At 66.7% G+C, this 17,897-nt stretch carries 10 protein-coding genes; 3 read left to right on the top strand and 7 right to left on the bottom strand.

What is annotated here, in order from left to right:
• Positions 1 to 160 precede the first annotated feature (160 nt).
• The gene (locus ACERNI_RS04190) at positions 161 to 496 is read left to right on the top strand and encodes an antibiotic biosynthesis monooxygenase family protein (protein ID WP_448832006.1); all 336 of its coding nucleotides are present in this window, start codon (positions 161 to 163) and stop codon (positions 494 to 496) included.
• A gap of 468 nt (positions 497 to 964) precedes the next feature.
• Here ACERNI_RS04190 and ACERNI_RS04185 read toward each other — a convergent pair whose 3' ends face one another.
• From ACERNI_RS04185 to ACERNI_RS04165, 5 genes are all read right to left on the bottom strand, one after another.
• Positions 965 to 2,227 carry an MgtC/SapB family protein gene (locus ACERNI_RS04185; protein ID WP_448832005.1) on the bottom strand — a complete coding sequence of 421 codons (1,263 nt, stop codon included), beginning with the start codon at positions 2,225 to 2,227 and terminating at the stop codon, positions 965 to 967.
• Between the two features lie 21 nt (positions 2,228 to 2,248).
• On the bottom strand, positions 2,249 to 4,654 hold the full coding sequence (locus ACERNI_RS04180; protein ID WP_448832004.1) for a phosphoketolase family protein: 2,406 nt from the start codon (positions 4,652 to 4,654) through the stop codon (positions 2,249 to 2,251).
• A 107-nt stretch (positions 4,655 to 4,761) separates the two neighbouring features.
• The gene (locus tag ACERNI_RS04175) at positions 4,762 to 5,874 is read right to left on the bottom strand and encodes an ABC transporter permease (RefSeq protein ID WP_448832003.1); all 1,113 of its coding nucleotides are present in this window, start codon (positions 5,872 to 5,874) and stop codon (positions 4,762 to 4,764) included.
• Between the two features lies 1 nt (position 5,875).
• The gene (gene rbbA / locus ACERNI_RS04170; protein ID WP_448832002.1) at positions 5,876 to 8,674 is read right to left on the bottom strand and encodes a ribosome-associated ATPase/putative transporter RbbA; all 2,799 of its coding nucleotides are present in this window, start codon (positions 8,672 to 8,674) and stop codon (positions 5,876 to 5,878) included.
• A 2-nt stretch (positions 8,675 to 8,676) separates the two neighbouring features.
• Complete coding sequence (locus ACERNI_RS04165) at positions 8,677 to 9,744, bottom strand: HlyD family secretion protein (RefSeq protein WP_448832001.1); 1,068 nt, start codon at positions 9,742 to 9,744, stop codon at positions 8,677 to 8,679.
• A 323-nt stretch (positions 9,745 to 10,067) separates the two neighbouring features.
• On the opposite strand from ACERNI_RS04165, the gene ACERNI_RS04160 reads away from it, so the two are divergent.
• Positions 10,068 to 11,276: an acetate/propionate family kinase gene (locus ACERNI_RS04160; RefSeq protein ID WP_448832000.1), complete on the top strand. Its 1,209-nt coding sequence runs from the start codon at positions 10,068 to 10,070 to the stop codon at positions 11,274 to 11,276.
• A 161-nt stretch (positions 11,277 to 11,437) separates the two neighbouring features.
• Positions 11,438 to 13,087 (top strand): SulP family inorganic anion transporter, encoded by a 1,650-nt coding sequence (locus tag ACERNI_RS04155; RefSeq protein WP_448831999.1) that lies wholly within the window; start codon positions 11,438 to 11,440, stop codon positions 13,085 to 13,087.
• A gap of 317 nt (positions 13,088 to 13,404) precedes the next feature.
• Here the strand turns inward: ACERNI_RS04155 and ACERNI_RS04150 are convergent, their stop codons facing one another.
• Positions 13,405 to 16,578, bottom strand: coding sequence for an efflux RND transporter permease subunit (locus ACERNI_RS04150; protein WP_448832160.1), 3,174 nt, complete (start codon positions 16,576 to 16,578; stop codon positions 13,405 to 13,407).
• Positions 16,575 to 17,807 carry an efflux RND transporter periplasmic adaptor subunit gene (locus ACERNI_RS04145; RefSeq protein WP_448831998.1) on the bottom strand — a complete coding sequence of 411 codons (1,233 nt, stop codon included), beginning with the start codon at positions 17,805 to 17,807 and terminating at the stop codon, positions 16,575 to 16,577. Before ACERNI_RS04145 ends, ACERNI_RS04150 begins: the two co-directional genes overlap by 4 nt.
• Between the last annotated feature and the right edge of the window lie 90 nt (positions 17,808 to 17,897).

Here is a 17,897-nt window from a genome sequence, read left to right as displayed (position 1 = left end):
GAGCGGGGCGGCTGCGCCCCGTTTTCGCACGCGACATGCGCCGTTTTCTGTTAGGATCGGCGCCGGGATATGTGTTGGGGCCGCACGCGTCCGGAGCAGGGCTGGTCTGGATCAGACCATTGAAAGCGGAGCGGGACCGTCGGCTGAGCAGGAGAGCCTGATGTATATTGGCATGAACCGTTTCAAGGTCCTGAAGGACAGGGCCGGAGATTTTGAGCAGGTCTGGCTGACCCGCGAATCCTATCTGCACGAGCTGGATGGCTTCATCGAGTTCCACATGCTGCGCGGGCCGGAGAAGGAAGACCACGTCCTCTATTCGTCCTACACGCTGTGGGCGTCGAAGGCGCATTTTGACGCCTGGACGCAGTCCGAGCAGTTCAAGAAGTCGCACCAGCGCGCCGCGCAGCCCGGCAACGGCCCGATGACCGCCGGTCATCCGGAGTTCGAGGGCTTCGACGTCATCCAGAGCAAGCCGGCGCGTCAGGCGGCCGAGTAATCAGGCTGAAGCTTCAGGCGGAGCATGGCCCGAACCGTCATCAGGCGGCGCATCCCCGATGCGCCGCCCTTTTTATGCCTGGTCATGGTGCGGTCCGGACGAAAGCCCATCCCAGACCCAATGAACGCGTCGCACCGGCTTTGGCGCAGCCCGCGAGGCGCCCGGGCAGGTCAGCATCCGCGTACTCCGCTGGCAAGCGTCTGCATCAGGCGCCCGCCAGTTGCACTGTCATGATCAGGCCAACCGCCATCATGGCCCAACCGATGGGCGTGGCGAAAATGATCGAACCGGCTGATTTGATGGCGCTCATGTTCTTGTCCCCCAGAAGCGTTCTGCTTCATGGACAACATAGCCAGCCCAGGAGGTGAGGGACGTGCGCGGATGCACGCCAGCGGCGTGGCCCGGCGTGCGACAAAGGGGAGGGACATTATCGCCAGCCCGATTCGTCTGGGGCGCGCCTTGCGGCGCTCAGATCGGCATGAGAAACACCAGCCCGCCGGCGACCCCCGCCGCGATCGCTGCGCCCAGCAGCGGCAGCCAGAATGCGACCGGACCCGCGGCGATCGCCAGCGCCAGCCGGCCGACCGCATTGGCGCAGAGGGCGGCGAGCACGCCATGGCCGATGACACTGGCGTCGACGCCCTGATCGGTGAGGCGCAGGGCGCTCAGCACCGCCACATCCACGTCGAACATCCCCGACAGGGCGGAGGTCGCGACCAGGCTGCCGCTGCCAAAGCGTCCGACAACGCCCGCGCTGATGGTCGAGATCAGGGCGAACATCAGGGCGAACAGCAACAGGGATCCCAGTTCGAAGGGATTGCCGGGCGTGGAGGCGGCTCCGTCCGCCTGGCCGCGCAACAGCAGCAGGCCGCCGCAGCCGGCGAAGGTCAGGGCCGCCGCCAGGGTTTCCGGCGCCATCGTTACCAGAATCTGGGGGCGCAGAAGCAGCGTCACCGCCGCAACCCGCAGCAGGGAGGTCATGGCCGCGAGGCAGGCTGCCCCTGCAAGCGGCGCCGCCCGCTCGCCGCCCGCCGCCTTGCGCGCCAGCGCCACCGTCACCGCCGTGGAGGAAATCAGCGCGCCAGCGATCCCGCTGACCACCATGCCGCGCGCCGGGCCAAGCAGGCGCACCGCCGCGTAGCCCATGAACGAGATGGTGGCCATCAGCACGGTGAACAGCCAGACTTCCCACGGATTGAAGCCGCCCCAGGGGTCAATGGCCCGGTTGGGCAACAGCGGCAGCACCACGGCGGTCATCACGGCCAGCGTCAGCGCCGATCGCACCTCTGTCCAGCTCAGGCGTTGCAGCAGGCCGTGAAGGGTCTCGCGGCTGGCCAGCAGGCCGGCAAGCAGCGCCGCGCCAGCGGCCGCGGCCCGGATTTCGCCCAGCGTGGCGAGGGCGCCCAGGGAAAACACCAGCACGGCCGCCACCACGCCGGTGACGCTGAAGCCGCCCTCCTGCGCTTCTTCCCGCTGCTTGAACCAGGCGAAAACCGCGCTGAAGCCAAGCAGTCCCGCCACCAGCACAGCCGGGGCGGCCAGCGCCTGCGACAGGGCCGCCGTGACGCCGCCAAGCAGCCCGATGGCGCCAAAGGTCCGGATGCCCGCCGTGCGACTGCCAGCCGGCCCGGCGCGCTCCCGCCAGCCGCGCTCAAGGCCGACGAGCAGGCCAATGGCGAGTGAGAAACCAAGCCGTACGATCAGGCTGTCAAAGTTGACAAGACCGCTCATGGCGCCTCCGCGAGGCCCGGCTCAGCCAGGACGGCCTTCACCCTTGCCCCAGGTCCAGCGCCACTCCCGCACCTCGGGCATGTCCTCGCCGTGCTCGCGGATCCAGTCATGGTGCTTGCGCAGCTTTTCCTCGAAACTGGCGATGATCGCCGCGCCTTTCTCCTGCAGGATTGGCAGCCGGCGGATCGCCTCGATGGCCAGATGGTAGCGATCGAGTTCGTTCAGCACGGTCATGTCGAACGGCGTTGTCGTCGTGCCCTGCTCAATATAGCCGCGCACGTGGAAATTGGGGTGGTTGCGGCGTTTGTAGACGAGGCGGTGGATCAGGTACGGATAACCATGATAGGCGAAGATCACCGGCCGGTCGGACGTGAACAGCCGGTCGAACTGCGCGTCGGTCATGCCGTGCGGATGATGTTGCGGGTCTTGCAGCGTCATCAGGTCCACCACATTCACCATGCGGATGCGCAGGTGCGGCAGGTTCTGGCGCAGCAGGTCGATGGCCGCCAGCGTCTCCTTGGTGGGCACGTCGCCGGCAGAGGCCATCACCACGTCCGGTTCCAGCCCGTCCTCGGTTCCCGCCCAGTCCCAGACGCCTGCGCCCGCCTCGCAATGGCGGACGGCCTCATCCATGGTCAGCCACTGCGGCTCCGGCTGCTTGCCGGCGACGATGACGTTCACCCGGTCCCATGTCTTCAGGCAATGATCGCCCACCCACAGCAGGGTGTTGGCGTCTGGCGGGAAATACACCCGCACGATCTCCGGATTCTTGTTGGCGACGAGATCGACGAAGCCTGGATCCTGGTGGGAGAAGCCGTTGTGGTCCTGGCGCCAGACGTGTGAGGTCAGCAGATAGTTCAGCGACGGCACCGGCTTGCGCCATTCCAGCTCACGCGCGACCTGCAGCCATTTGGCGTGCTGGCTGAACATGGAGTCGATGATGTGGATGAAGGCTTCATAGCAGGAGAAGAAGCCGTGGCGGCCGGTGAGCAGATAGCCCTCGAGCCAGCCCTGGCACATGTGCTCGCTGAGGATTTCCATCACCCGGCCATCGGCGGAGAGATGCTCGTCGCTGTCGAGAGTCTCCGCCATCCACACCCGGTCGGTGGCCTCGAACACGGCTGACAGGCGGTTGGATGCGGTTTCGTCGGGGCCGAAGACGCGGAAGTTGGCCGTGCTGGCGTTGAGCCGCATGACGTCGCGCAGATACTGGCCAAGAATCAGCGTCGCCTGGCTCTCCCTGTCGCCGGGCGCCGCCACCGGGGCCGCGTACTGCCGGAAATCCGGCGTGACCAGCGGCCGGGTCAGCAGGCCGCCGTTGGCGTGCGGATTGGCGCCCATGCGGCGCACGCCTTCCGGGGCCAGGGCCTTCAGCTCCGGCCTGAGGGCGCCGTTGTCATCGAACAGGTCGTGGGGATCGTAGCTCTTCAGCCAGTCCTCCAGAATCTGGCGGTGTCCGGGGTTGGTCCGGCAGGCGTCGACCGGCACCTGATGCGCCCGCCAGGTGTTCTCCACCATCTTGCCGTCGACGGTTTTCGGCCCGGTCCAGCCCTTGGGACTGCGCAGGATGATCATCGGCCAGCGCGGCCGCTCCGGCGATTTCAGCGACGCGGCGCGGCGGATGTCGGCGAAGCGGTCGAAAATCCGGTCGAGCGTCGCGGCCATCAACTGGTGCATGGCCGCAGGCTCGTGGCCTTCAATGAAGACAGGCTCATAGCCATAGCCGGTGAACAGGGCGCGCAAATCGTCGTCGGACAGGCGCGCCAGCACGGTCGGATTGGCGATCTTGTAGCCATTCAGGTGCAGGATCGGCAGCACCACGCCGTCGCGGACCGGGTTGAGGAACTTGTTGGCGTGCCAGGCGGTGGCCAGCGGTCCGGTTTCGGCCTCGCCGTCGCCAACCACGCAGGCGACGACCAGGTCGGGATTGTCGAAAGCGGCGCCATAGGCGTGCGCGAGGGAGTAGCCGAGTTCGCCGCCCTCATGGATTGAGCCTGGCGTCTCCGGCGCGACGTGGCTGGGAATGCCGCCGGGGAAGGAGAACTGTTTGAACAGCCGGCGCATGCCCTGTTCGTCGGCGCTGATCTGCGGATACACCTCGGAATAGACGCCCTCCAGCCAGGTGTTGGCCACCATGCCTGGTCCGCCATGGCCGGGGCCGCAGATGTAGATGACATTGGCGTCGCGCTTGCGGATGACGCGGTTGAGGTGGGCGTAGATGAAATTCAGCCCGGGGGTGGTGCCCCAGTGGCCGAGCAGGCGCGGCTTGATGTGCTCGGGCGCCAGCGGCTGGCGCAGCAGCGGATTGTCCATCAGGTAGATCTGGCCCACCGACAGGTAGTTGGCGGCGCGCCAGTAGCGGTCGATCAGCGACAGCTCCGTTGCGTCAAGCGCCGGCTCCCCGTGGTGGCTTTGGATCTCGCTCATGGCTGCCTCCGGTCAGTTCAGGGGCGGACGCGATCCGGCGCCCTGCAAAATATCCATTCCCGCGCGCTCCTGCCCGCCGGCGCTGTCGCCCGCCAGCGGCTCCTGACCTATCGCAGGAACCTCCGGAAGCGCTGCAATGAGAACAGGAACAGCGCCAGGCCGATGCCGGCGAGGGCCAGGAATTGTGGCCACACCACCCCGAAGCCCGCCCCACGAAACAGGATGGCCTGCGACAGGATGATGAAATGCGTGTTCGGCGCCGCGAGCATGATGGTCTGGATGACCTCCGGCATGCTTTCGCGCGGCGTCACGCCGCCGGAAAGCAGTTGCAGCGGGATCAGCACCAGCATCAGCAGCAGGCCGAACTGCGGCATCGAGCCCGCGACGGTGGCCAGAAATATGCCGAGGCTGGTGGTGGCGAACAGCATCAGCGCCGCGCCGGCCAGAAACAGCAGGGTCGAGCCTTCGATGGGAATGCCCAGCGCCCCCTGGACCACGAAGACCAGCGACATGGCGGAGGCCAGCAGGACGACGAAGCCCATGGACCAGATCTTGCTCACCATGATCTCGGTCGGCGTCACCGGCATCACCAGCAGGTGCTCGATGGTGCCGTGCTCGCGCTCCCGGATCAGCGCCGCGCCGGTGAGGATGATCGACAGCATGGTGATCGACGAGATGATGTTGTTGATGGCGCCGAACCAGCTCTTGTTCAGCTCCTGGTTGAACCTGGCGCGCAGGGTCAGTTCCACCGGCAGGGCGGTGATGCTGCGCCGCCGGTTCAGGTATTCGGCGATCTCGCTGGTCAGGATCGACTGGATGTAGCCGCCGCCGGTGAAAGCCTGGCTCATGCGCGTGGCGTCGACGTTGAGCTGGATCGCCGGGGACCGCCCGGCCAGCAGGTCGCGCTGGAAGTTGGGCGGAATGTCGATGGCGAAGGTGTCGAGGCCAGAATCCATGCGCCGGTCCATCTCATGGGTGGAGATGTGGCGCGGCGGCGTGAAATAGGGCCGGTAGAACGCCGTGGCGATGCGGGTGGAAACCGGAGAATTGTCTTCGTCGACGATGGCAATGGCCGCCTGGTTGAGCGTCTCGGGCATGGCTTTCGCGGCCGTGTAGATCGCCAGGGTAAAGGCATAGACGATCAGCAGCAGCATCATCGGATCCCGCCCGAGGCCGCGCAGTTCCTTCACGCCCAGCCGGGCCACATTGGCGATGCGCATCTCAGCCCGCCTGTTTTCTCAGGAGCGCGACGCCAAGGCCGGTCAGCGCCGGCGCCGCGATCAGCAGGGGAATGAAGGAGCCGGCCAGATCCCCAAAGCCGAGGCCCTTCGAGAACACGCCGCGCGAGATCGTCACAAAATAGGTCGCCGGGTAGATCTGCCCGATGAAGGCGCCAATGCCCTGCAGCGATGACACCGGGTCAATGATGCCGGAATATTGCACGGCGGGGATCAGGGTGATCAGCGCCGTGGCGAAAATCGCCGCGATCTGGCTGCGGATGAAGGTGGAGATAACCAGGCCCATGCCGGTGGTGATGAAGCCGTAGATGAGCGCCGCCGTCGCCAGGGTCAGAAAATTGCCGGTCAGCGGCACCTTGAAGATGAACACCGCGAACGCCGTCATCATCAGGAAGTTGATGAACGCCAGGCCCACATAAGGCGCCTGCTTGCCGAGCAGGAATTCCAGTCTTGTCACCGGCGTCACATAGAAATTGATGATCGAGCCGAGCTCCTTCTCCCGCACCACCGACAGCGCCGACAGCATGGAGGGAATCATCAGCAGCAACAGGGGGATCACCGCCGGCACCATGGCCACCAGGCTTTCCAGGTCCGGGTTGTAACGGTAGCGGATGGCGATCTGGAAGGCGCTGGCGTTCGATGCCGCGCCAAGCTTCTCCCGCGCTTTCTGTTGCAGCCATGCGGCGTGCATGCCCTGGACGTAGCCCCGAATGGTCTCCGCCCGCTGCGGCATGGCGCCATCAATCCAGGCCGCGACCTCGACCGGCCGCCCGCGCGCCGCATCCCGCGCGAAGCCGGGCGGAATTTCGATGGCGAGACTGATGTCGCCGCTGCGCATCCGCCGGTCCAGCTCTTCGTAGCTGGCGATGGGCGGCTTCTCGGTGAAATAGCGCGAGCCGGAAATTTGCAGGGCGTAGTCGCGGCTTGTGGTGGTGTTGTCCCGGTCGAGCACCGCGAAGCTCAGATTCTCCACATCCATGTTGACGCCGTAGCCGATGACGAACATCAGCAGCACCGTGCCGATGATCGCCAGGGTGGCGCGGATCGGGTCGCGGCGCAGTTCAAGCGCCTCGCGCCGGGAGTAGGCCAGCATCCGCCGGGCGTCGAAGCCACGCCGGATATGACTTTCGCGTTCAGGCGTCGCCGCGCCGGGAGCCTCTGGCTCCGCAGCCGGCGCCTGTCCCGCGGCCGGGTCGGTCTGCTTCACCGCCTCCTCGAGGCAGGCGATGAAGGCGTTTTCCAGCGTGTCGGCGCGGTAGGCCTGGGTGATCGCTTCCGGCGTATCGGAAATCAGCACGCGCCCGGCGTGCATCAGGGAAATGCGGTCGCACCAGCCGGCTTCATTCATGAAGTGGGTCGAGACAAAGATCGTGACATTGTCCCGCCGCGACAGGTCGGACAGGATCCGCCAGAAATTGTCGCGCGCCACCGGATCAACGCCAGAGGTCGGCTCGTCCAGGATCAGGATATCCGGGCCATGGATGATGGCGACGGCCAGGGACAGGCGCTGGCGCACGCCGAGCGGCAGATCGTCCGGCAGGGCGTCCATGACGTTCCTGAGATCGAACCGGCTGGCCAGTTCATCCATGCGCGGGCCGATTGCCCCGGCCTCCATGCCAAACAGCTGCGCGTGCAGCTTCAGGTTCTGGCGGACGGTCAGCTCCGTATAGAGCGAGAACGCCTGGCTCATGTAGCCAACGCGCTGGCGCACCATCATGTCCCTGGGGTCAACCTCGCCGCCAAACAGGCGGGCGACGCCTTCGCTTGCCGGCAGCAGGCCGGCCAGCACTTTCATGGTCGTGGTCTTGCCGCAGCCGTTGGAGCCAAGGAAGCCGAAGATCTCGCCGCGCGGGATGCGGAAACTCACGTCATTGACGGCGGTGAAATCGCCGAACTTCACCGTGACGTGCTCGGCCTCGATGGCGATGTCCGCCGCATCGCTGGCGGGGCGGGGCGGAATCACCACCTGGTGGTGATCGCGCCGCGCCTCCTCCGGCAGCAGGGCGACGAAGGCGGCGTCGAGGTCGGCGGCGCCTGTCCGCTCCAGCAGTTCCGCCGGCGATCCGGTGGCGAGGATTTCGCCGTCGTTCATGGCGATCAGCCAGTCGAAGCGCGCGGCTTCCTCCATGTAGGCGGTGGAGACGATGACGCTCATGCCCCGCCGTCCGGCGCGGATGATGTCGATCAGCTCCCAGAACTGGCGGCGCGACAGCGGGTCAACGCCGGTGGTCGGTTCGTCAAGGATCAGCAGGTCGGGATCGTGAATCAGCGAGCAGCAAAGGCTGGCCTTCTGCTTCATGCCGCCGGACAGTTTGCCCGCCGGGCGATCCGCGAAGCGGGACATGCCCGTATGGGCCAGCAATTCGGCGATGCGCCGCTCGCGTTCGGCCTGGTTGTGGCCGAACAGGCGGCCGAAGAAATCGACGTTCTCGAACACCGACAACGTCGGATAGAGGTTCTTGCCAAGGCCCTGGGGCATGTAGGCGATGCGCGGCAACACCTCCTGCCGTTGCCGGGCGCTGGCGATGTCCGCGCCCAGGCTCTCGATCTGCCCGCCCTGCATGACGCGGGCGCCGGCGATCAGCGACATCAGGGTCGATTTGCCGACGCCGTCCGGTCCGATGACGCCAACCATGCAGCCGCCTGGAATTTCCAGGGTAATGTCCTTCAGGGCCCGCGTCGCGCCATAGGACAGGCTGACGTTGCGCAGGCGGACCGCAGGCGCCTCCGCCGCCGGCTGCGCTTCGGTCTGCTGCGGGCGCGTGGCCGGCGGGCTTGTCATGTCTACTGGACCGTTTTGGCGAGATGGGCGGGCCATTCAGCGGCGGGGTCGACCCTGACATAGGCCATGCCGGGAAGGCCGGTTTTGACCTGGCGCACGTGCTTCTTCAGCAGTTCCCCAGGAATTTTGGCTTTCACCCGGAACATCAGCTTCTGCCGCTCCTCCTCCGTCTCCACCGATTTGGGGGTGAACTGGGCCACGTCGGAGACGAAGCTGATCTTCGCCGGAATCACATATTGCGGCGCCGCGTCGAGCACCAGGCGCACGTCGGAGCCGAGCGCCAGGCGTCCGGCCTGGGCGGTTGGCAGGAAGAAAGTCATGAACACATCGCCGACGTCGACCAGGTTGAGGACGCGGCCGCCAGCGGACAGCACCTCGCCGGGCTGGGCGACGCGATACTGGATCCGCCCGGCGCGCGGCGCCTTGAGGGTGCTGTCGTTGATATCGGTGACAATGGTGGCGATGGCCGCCTGGGCGGCGTCAACCGCGGCTTTCGCATCCACCACCTGGGCCCTGGCGGCGCTGATGCCGGCTTCGGTCGCCGCCAGTTGCGCTTTCGCCGCGCCGAGGGCGGCGCGCGCGCCCTGCTCGGCGGCGCGGTCATCGTCCAGCGTCTGCTGGCTGGTGGCGTTGGTGCGGATGAGGTGCTGCGAGCGTTCATATTTGCGCGTGGCGACGTCGAGCTGCGCCTCGCGCTGCGCCACCACGGCCGCGGCGGCCTCATGCTCCGCCTCGCGCTGTTTCACCAGATTTCCGGCGGTTTCGATGCTGATCTCGGCGCGGCGTTTCTCCGCTTCCGCCTGCTTGCGCCGGCTTTCGAGCTGCTCGGTGTCCATCCGCGCCAGCACCTGTCCCGGTTCGACGAAGTCGCCTTCATCGACAAGGATTTCCTTGATGCGCCCCGGAGCTTTCGTGGAGATGTCGATCTCGACCGCCTCGATGCGGCCGTTGCCGCTGGCGATCCCTGGCGGCAGATCCTGCGGACCCAGCTTGCGCCAGGCGTAATAACCGCCTGCCGCAACGACAACTGCGAACGCCAGCGCCGCCCAACGCCTGCCAGAAGAAGCCATTGTCACGGAACTCCGATATGCGATGCGCTGAATGCACGCCACAGTCAGCCTACAGCGGCGCGAGCCGATTTCAACATGGTGCGGTTGTGCATAACTGATGGTTACGTCGGGCTAACGACACGAAATCCCGGTGAGGTGTGCGGGCTGACGCTACGGATCCACGATGATTGACCCCATCGGGCGGTACAGTAACAATTCAGGGAGACGGGACGCACGGTCACCGGCGCAGGCATCGGCCCTGTGTGGCGGGTGGCGTTTTATCGCCGCGTCCCGGTTCGCCGCCGGGTGGCCGGGGTATCCGGGAGCGCGGCCGGGAGCGCGGGATGAACGGAAAACTGCTCGTCACCTTCAACGCCGGCTCCTCCACCGTGAAGATCGGCCTGTTCGCGCTGGATGCTGGCGACAATGGCCTTCGCCCGCGCCGCATTGGCAAGGGGATGATCGACTTTCGCCGCGCGCCGTTGCGCTTCGGGCTGACCGAAGGGCCCGACCATTTCGACATTGAACTGACGGCGCCGGCCGGCGGCGAGCTGGATGATGTGCTGTCGGAAGCGTTCGGCCGGTTGTCCTGGCATTTCGATCTGGATGAACTGGCGGCGGTCGGCCACCGGGTCGTGCATGGCGGCAGCCTGTTCACGGCGCCGGTGATGATTGACGCCGCCGTGCTGGCGCGCATGGACAGCCTGACGCCGCTGGCGCCGCTGCATCAGCCCCAGGCCCTGAAACTGGTCCGGGCGATCGCCAGGTTACGGCCAGGCCTGAAACAGACGGCGTCGTTCGATACGGCCTTTCACGCCGCCAACGCGGACCTGACCCGCCGCTTCGCGTTGCCCCGCGCCCTGCATGACGCGGGCGTGATGCGCTATGGCTTCCACGGCTTGTCTTACGCATTCATCGCTGGCGAACTGGCGCGGCGCCGGCCAGACATCGCTTCCGGCCGGATGATCGCGGCGCATCTGGGCTCCGGCGCCAGCCTGTGCGTCATGGAAAATGGCCTCAGCCGCGACACCAGCATGAGTTTCTCCACCCTTGACGGCGTCCCGATGGCGACGCGATGCGGCGCGCTCGATCCTGGGGCGTTGCTGTATCTGTTGGGCCAGAAACAACAGTCGTTGCAGCAGGTGGAGGACCTGCTCTATCACCGCTCCGGCCTGCTGGGCGTCTCGGGAATCAGCGCCGACACCCGCGACCTGCTGGCCAGCGACCGGCCGGAAGCGCGCGAGGCGCTGGCGCTGTTCGCCCTGCGCGTCGCGGGGGAGGCGGCGCGGCTCGCAACCACGGCTGGCGGCTTCGACGCTCTGGTTTTCACCGCCGGCATTGGCGAGCACCAGCCACAGATGCGCGCCATGATTTGCGAACGGCTGGCCTGGCTCGGGGTGCGGCTGGACGCGGAGAAGAACGCCGCCAACGCCTTCGACATCGCCGGCGCCGACAGCGAGCGCGGGGTGTTTGTCATCGCCACCGATGAGGAGCAGGTCATCGCCGGTGAAGCCCTGGCGGCGCTGCGCGCTGGGCTGACGGCAGGCCCATGATGTGGCAACGGGACGGCTGGACGCCCTGAACGGGGCGGCGACGACAGGGACTGGCGGCGGGCGGCATGCGGATGCGTTGGTTTCAGGACAAATTGCCGTTTCATGGCAAACTGCTCCTGGGGGTTTTGCCCCTGAGCGCGCGCGGCGTCCTGCGCGACGTCATGGCCGGGATTAGCCTGGCGTCGATGAACGCCCCGCAGGTGCTTGGCTACACCCGCATCGCCGGCACGCCCGTGGTTACTGGCCTGTATACGGTGCTGCTGCCGCTGGTGCTGTTCGGCATTTTCGGCGCTTCCCGGCATCTGGTGGTGGCGGCGGATTCGGCGACGGCGGCGATTTTCTCCACGGCGCTCGCGCCGATGGCCGCCCTGGGCAGCCCGAAATACATGGCTCTGGTCGGCATGCTGACGCTGCAAACGGCGCTGTTATTGCTGGCGGCGCGGCTGTTCCGGCTTGGGTTTCTCGCTGATTTTCTGTCCCGCACCACCCTGGTCGGCTTTCTCACCGGCGTCGGCGTTCAGGTCAGCGTCGCCATGGCGCCGGACATGCTGGGGATCAGGGTTGATACGCGCCACACCCTTGGCCAGATCCAGGAAATCGCGGCGGGGCTCGATCAGGTCCGGATGCTGGAGCTGGGGCTGGCCGCCGGCGTTGTCAGCGCCATTCTGGCGGGGCGCTGGCTGACGCCGCGTTTCCCGGTCCCGTTGGTCGTTGTCGCCGGCCTGATCGCCGCCAGCGCCTGGTTTGATTTCGCCGGCCATGGCGTCGCCGTCATCGGCCCGGTGCCTGGCGGATTGCCGTCGCTGGCCTGGCCGGATGTCTCCTGGTCAGAAGCCCGCGCGCTCCTGCCGGTGGCTGGATCGTGCGTGGTGATGATCATGGCGCAGAGCGCCGCCACCAGCCGCATCTACGCCATCAAATACGGCGAACGCTCGAACGCCAACGCCGATATTCTCGGGTTGGCCGCCGCCAACGCCGGGGCGGCCATCAGCGGCGCTTTCGTCGTCAATGGCAGCCCCACCCAGACGGCCATGGCCGACAGCAACGGCGCGCGCAGCCAGGTGGCCCAGATTACCTTCGCGGCCGTGGTGGCGCTCATTCTGCTGTTCCTCACCGGCCCCCTGCAATACCTGCCGCACGCGGTGCTCGCCGGCATCGTCTTCACCATCGCCCTGAACATGATCGACATCAGGGGGCTGCGGGCGATCTACGCGGAAAGCCCCGGCGAATGCGGCCTGGCCGTCCTCACGGCGGTGGCCGTGCCCTGCATCGGCGTCGAGCAGGGCATCCTGCTGGCCATCGCCCTGTCGCTCATCCGCCATGTCCGGCATTCCTACCGGCCGCATGTGTCGGTCCTGGCGCCAGGCGCCTCGGGCCGATGGGAGCCCGCCCCGGCGCGGGCGGGGCTGCAGACGGCGCCGGGGCTGATTGTCTACCGCTTCGGCGCGGACCTGTTCTACGCCAACGCCGATGGTTTCGCCGATGCGGCCCAGGCGCTGGTCGCCGCCGCGCCGGCGCCCGTGCGTGATCTGGTCATTGATGCGTCCGCGACCACCAGTATTGATTTTTCGGCCGCGCGCGTTTTCCGGGCCCTGATCGCCAGCCTGCAGCAGCGGGGCGTCCGGGTCGTCATGGGGCGCGTCAGCAACAGCCTGCGCGCCGATCTGGAGCGGCATGGCGTCGCCGCGGCGCTCGGCGAAAGCCAGATTTTCCCGACCCTGCATGAAGCGCTTGAGGCGGTCGGCGTGGACTATCACCAGGGCATGGCGCCGCGTCTGCCCGACGCAATGGCGGCCTCACCGGCCGTGTGAGGTCGCACGGCGCGGCCTGAACCGGGGCGGTAGCTTCAACCTCATGAGCAATGCTTCAGGGAGGTTGCCATGACATACGGGGTGATTGCCGTGACCGCGGCCATCTCGCTGATGGTCGTCTGGATCGCCGGCCTGCTGACCCAGGCAGACTGACGCGCCGGGACATGCTGGGGCGACAAAGCGCTTTGCGTCAGGACGCTTCGCGGTCAGCGGTTTCGCGTTCAGGCGCACACCGGACGCCGCCAGCACTGGCAGGCGCCCGGGTCGTCCATGCAGCGTCAGGCAAGCCCGGCGCGTTTCCAGCCAGCCATGGCGCCTTACGCCTCTGCCGGGCCGGAGCCGGGAGCCGGGCCGGCCGCGGCAGCCTGCTTCTTCAGCTTCCTGCGGTTCTCCAGGTTCTGCAGCACCACGAACACCGACGGCACGACGGCGATGGTCAGCAACGTCGATCCCATCATGCCGGTGAGCGTGGCGAAGCCGATGGACTTCTGCGCGTTGGCGCCGGCGCTGTCCGCCAGCACCAGTGGCACCAGACCAAGGCCAAACGCCAGCGAGGTCATGATGATTGGACGCAGGCGCAGGCGCGCCGCCTCCACCGCCGCCTCGATCACGGTGCGCCCCTCCTGCAGGTGCAGGTCGCGCGCGAAACCGACGATGAGGATGGCGTTCTTGGCTGACAGCGCGATCAGCAGGATCATGCCGATCTGGGTGTACAGGTTGCTGGGAATGCCAATGGCCAGCAGACCGCTCGCCGTGCCCAGCAGGGCCAGCGGCACCGACAGCATGATGGCCAGCGGCGCCAGCCAGCTCTCATACTGGCCAGCCAGCACCAGATAGACCAGCAGCAGGCTGAGCGCATAGACGATGTAGATCTGGCCGCCGACCGCCGCCTCCTGGAAGGAGAGGGCGCTCCAGTCAAAGCCGGTTCCCGGCGGCAGCACCTGGGCGGCAATGTCCGCAAGCTGCGTCATTGCCTGGCCGGAGCTGACGCCCATGACCGGCGAGCCAATCACCGTCGCCGCCGGATACATGTTGTACAGGCTGATCAGCGAGGGGCCGATGCTGGTGTCGATGTCAGCGATGGCCCCCAGCGGCACCATCTGGCCGCTGGTGCTGCGCACCTTCAGGGCGCCGATGGCTTCCGCGTTCATGCGCCATGGCGCGTCGGCCTGGGTATAGATCTGGAATACCCGGCCGAACTTCAGGAACTGCCCAACATAGGAGGAGCCGATGTAGGAGCCCAGCGTGCTCGCCGCCGCGTTGAAGGGCACGCCGAGAGTCTCGGTGCGCGTCCGGTCAATGGTGGCTCGCACCTGCGGCGCCTGGGCGCTGAAGGTATTGACGGCGGACATGAAGTTGCCAGATTCCCTGGCCCGCGTGGCAATCGCGTCAGCGATGCGCTGCAGCTTCTGGTAGTCGAACTCGCCATTGCGCAGCTCCACCTTCATGGTGAAGCCGGAGGCGTTGCCAATGCCCTGGATCGGCGGCGGCGGCAGCACGGTGGCCACGCCGTCCGGCAGTGCTTTCGCTGCCTCGGACAGGCTTTTGTACATGCCAACGAGGCCCTGGTCCGGCCCACGCTTGCTCCAGTCCGTCAGCATGACGTAGAGCACGCCGGCGTTGGCCAGGCTGGCGCTGTCGTTCATCACCGATATGCCGGCGATGGCGACGACATTCTCGACCCCCGGTACCTTGCGCAGACGTTCCGACAGTTCCGACAGGGATTTGCGGGTGCGTTCAAGGGCGGCGCCGTCAGGCAGCTGCACCGAGGCGATGAAATAGCCCTGGTCCTCGACCGGCAGGAACGAGGTCGGGACGCGGCTCAACGTATAGCCGGAAACGCCGACGAGGATCACCGTCAGCGCGAAGACGGCGCGATAGTGCTTCACCAGCCGCGCCATCATGCGCACATAGGCGTTTTCGCAGGCCATGTAGCCATGCTCGAACACGCGAAAGATCACGTTGCGATCCTTCACGTGCTTGGGCGGCCGCAGCCATAGCGCGCTCTGCGCCGGCTTCAGCGTCATGGCGTTGATGGCGCTGATGAGCGCGGTGGCGGCGATGACGAGGGCGAACTGCCGGTACATCTGGCCGCTGAGGCCGGGCAGGAACGCCGCGGGCAGGAACACCGCCATCAGCACCAGGGTGATGCCGAGGATCGGGCCCGTCAGCTCCTTCATGGCCTGGATGGTGGCGTCATGGGGCGACAGGCCCCTTTCCATGTGCTTGGTCACGCCCTCGACGACGACGATGGCGTCATCGACCACGATGCCGATGGCCAGCACAACCGCCAGCAGGGTCGACATATTGATGGTGAAGCCAAGCGCCGCCATGGCGGCGAAGGCGCCGATGATGGTGACCGGCACGGTGGTGGCGGGCACCAGCGTGGCGCGCCAGTCCTGCAGGAAGATCAGGATCACCAGCAGCACCAGCACCGCCGCTTCCACCAGCGTGTGATAGACGTCGTTGACCGAGGCCTTGACGAACAGCGTGGTGTTGAACGGCGTGGTCCAGTTCATGCCGGGCGGAAAGTCTTTCGCCAGCGTCTGCATCCGCGCTTCCACGCGCTGGGCGACGTCAAGGGCGTTGGCCTCTGGCAACTGGAAGATCGCCACGCCGGCCGATGGCTGGCCGTTCAGCCGGAAGTCCTGGCTGTAGGTCTGGGCGCCGAGCTCCACCCGGGCCACGTCGCGCAGTCGCGTCACCTGGCCGCCGTCGGCGTTGTCAGCCTTGATGACAATCCTCTCGAACTCGCTGACGTCCGCAAGCCGTCCCTGGACCAGCAGGGTGTACTGGAAGGCGTTGCCGCCGACCGTTGGCGGCGCGCCGAGCTGGCCGGAAGCCACCGGCAGGTTCTGGGCGTTGATGGCGTTGGAAATGTCGGCCGGAGCAAGGCCCCGCGCCTGCATCTTCTGCGGATCAAGCCAGATGCGCATGGCATACTGGCCGGCGCCGAACACGTTGACAGAACCGACGCCCGGCAGGCGCGACAGCTCGTCCACCAGATTGATGGTGGCGTAGTTCGCCAGGAACAGACTGTCCTGGCGCTTGTCCGTTGAGGTCAGCGCGATGATCTGGAGGATCGACGTCGACTTCTTGTTGGTCTGCACGCCCTGGTTCTGCACCACGGGCGGCAATTGCGCCAAAGCGGTGGAAACCCGGTTCTGCACCAGGATCTGGGCCTTGTCCGGGTCCGAGCCGATGGCGAAGCTGACGGTAAGCGTGTAGTTGCCGTCGCTGGTGCTGGTGGAGGACATGTAAATCATGCCCTCGACGCCGTTGACCTGCTGCTCGATGGGCAGCGCCACTTCCTGGGCGATCACCGATGCGCTGGCGCCCGGGTAGCGCGCCGTCACCTGCACCGTGGGCGGCACCACATTGGGATACTGCGCCACCGGCAGGTTGAAGACCGCCACGGCCCCGAGCAGCACGATCAGGATGGCGATCACATTGGCCAGGATCGGCCGCTCGATGAAAAATTTTGTCATCAGCGCGCCGCTTTCCCGTCAGCCGGATTGACCTGCGGCTTCGCGCCGGCGTCCGTCGCCTTGGGGGCAGGGGCAGGGGCAGGGGCGGGGGCGGGAGCAGGCGCTGGCTGCGCCTGCACGCGGACGCCTGGCACGGCGCCCTGCGCCTGGCCGACAATGACCTGTTCGTCGCCGGTCAGGCCGGAGACAATGACGCGCATGCCGCTGTCGGTGACCTGACCGACCTCCACCTGCCGCTCTTCCACCAGCCCCTGGGCGTTGACCAGCAGCACATAGCGGCCGCCCTGGCTGGCGCCCAGGGCGCTGTCCGGCACCAGCAGGCCATTTTTCGGGTTCGGCAGGGGGATGCGGACGCGCAGGAAATTGCCGGGCAGGATGGCGCCCTTGCTGTTGGGCGCGAGGGCGCGCACCAGCAACGTGCCGGTGTTGGGATCGATGGACGGCGAAACGTAATCGATCTTCGCCGGGTAGGGGAAATCCTTGCCGATGGCCAGGCCCATCTCCACCGGAATGCCGTCGGCGCCGCCGCGGGTCATGTGGCGTGCGCGCATGGCGTCGCGGATGCGTTCCACCAGGTGCTCGTCGAGCGAGAACTGCACGTAAAGCGGCGCGCTCTGGACGATGGTCGCCAGCGTGGTGGGGCCGCCGACGCCGACCATGGCGCCAACGTCGACCTGGTGATTGGTGACAATGCCGTCGAAGGGCGCCCGCACCTCGGTGTAGGACAGGTTCAGCTGCGCCTGCTTCACCTGGGCGGTGGCCTGGTCAACGGCGGCCTTGGCGGCGTCGCGCTTGGTTTCGGCGTCGTCGCGCGCCGCCTGGGAGGCGGCCTGCTTGGCGTAAAGCTGCTGCTGGCGATCCAGTTCGACCTGGGCGTTCTTCAACTGCGCCTGCTGCTGGGCCAGGGCCGCCTGCGCCAGCTCCAGACTGATCTGGTAGGGCGGCTGCTCGATCACGAACAGCAACTGGCCCTTCTTCACGGTCGCGCCGTCGACGTAGTTGATGCTGGTCAGATAGCCCTGGACGCGGGCGACGAGATTCACCTGCTGGATGGCGAACGCCTGGCCGGTCGCCGGAATGTATTGCGTGACGGTCTGGCTCACAGGTTTGGCGGTGAACACTACGGGAGGCGGCGGCGCCTGGGTCTTGGGTTCGTTGCAGCCCGCCAGCAGTCCGGCAATGGCCGCAACCGCCATAAACGCAGTGGGGCGTGGGTTCCAGGTGATCTTCAACGTACGCCTCCCTTTGGCGTATGATGGCGCCGCAATCTGGACAAAACGCAGTCCAGCCTCCGCCTCATTTGGGGGTATTCAGAACATGTT

It is taken from the genome of Camelimonas sp. ID_303_24 (genome assembly GCF_053543495.1).
The sequence above is the reverse complement of the archived record's forward strand: the minus strand, read 5'-3'. Positions and strand labels throughout refer to the sequence as shown.

Coding starts and splice junctions, on each gene's coding strand:
- ACERNI_RS04190 (WP_448832006.1), top strand. CDS start 161: ATGTATATTGGCATGAACCGTTTCAAGGTCCTGAAGGACAGGGCCGGA.
- ACERNI_RS04185 (WP_448832005.1), bottom strand. CDS start 2,227: ATGAGCGGTCTTGTCAACTTTGACAGCCTGATCGTACGGCTTGGTTTC.
- ACERNI_RS04180 (WP_448832004.1), bottom strand. CDS start 4,654: ATGAGCGAGATCCAAAGCCACCACGGGGAGCCGGCGCTTGACGCAACG.
- ACERNI_RS04175 (WP_448832003.1), bottom strand. CDS start 5,874: ATGCGCATCGCCAATGTGGCCCGGCTGGGCGTGAAGGAACTGCGCGGC.
- rbbA (WP_448832002.1), bottom strand. CDS start 8,674: ATGACAAGCCCGCCGGCCACGCGCCCGCAGCAGACCGAAGCGCAGCCG.
- ACERNI_RS04165 (WP_448832001.1), bottom strand. CDS start 9,744: ATGGCTTCTTCTGGCAGGCGTTGGGCGGCGCTGGCGTTCGCAGTTGTC.
- ACERNI_RS04160 (WP_448832000.1), top strand. CDS start 10,068: ATGAACGGAAAACTGCTCGTCACCTTCAACGCCGGCTCCTCCACCGTG.
- ACERNI_RS04155 (WP_448831999.1), top strand. CDS start 11,438: ATGGCCGGGATTAGCCTGGCGTCGATGAACGCCCCGCAGGTGCTTGGC.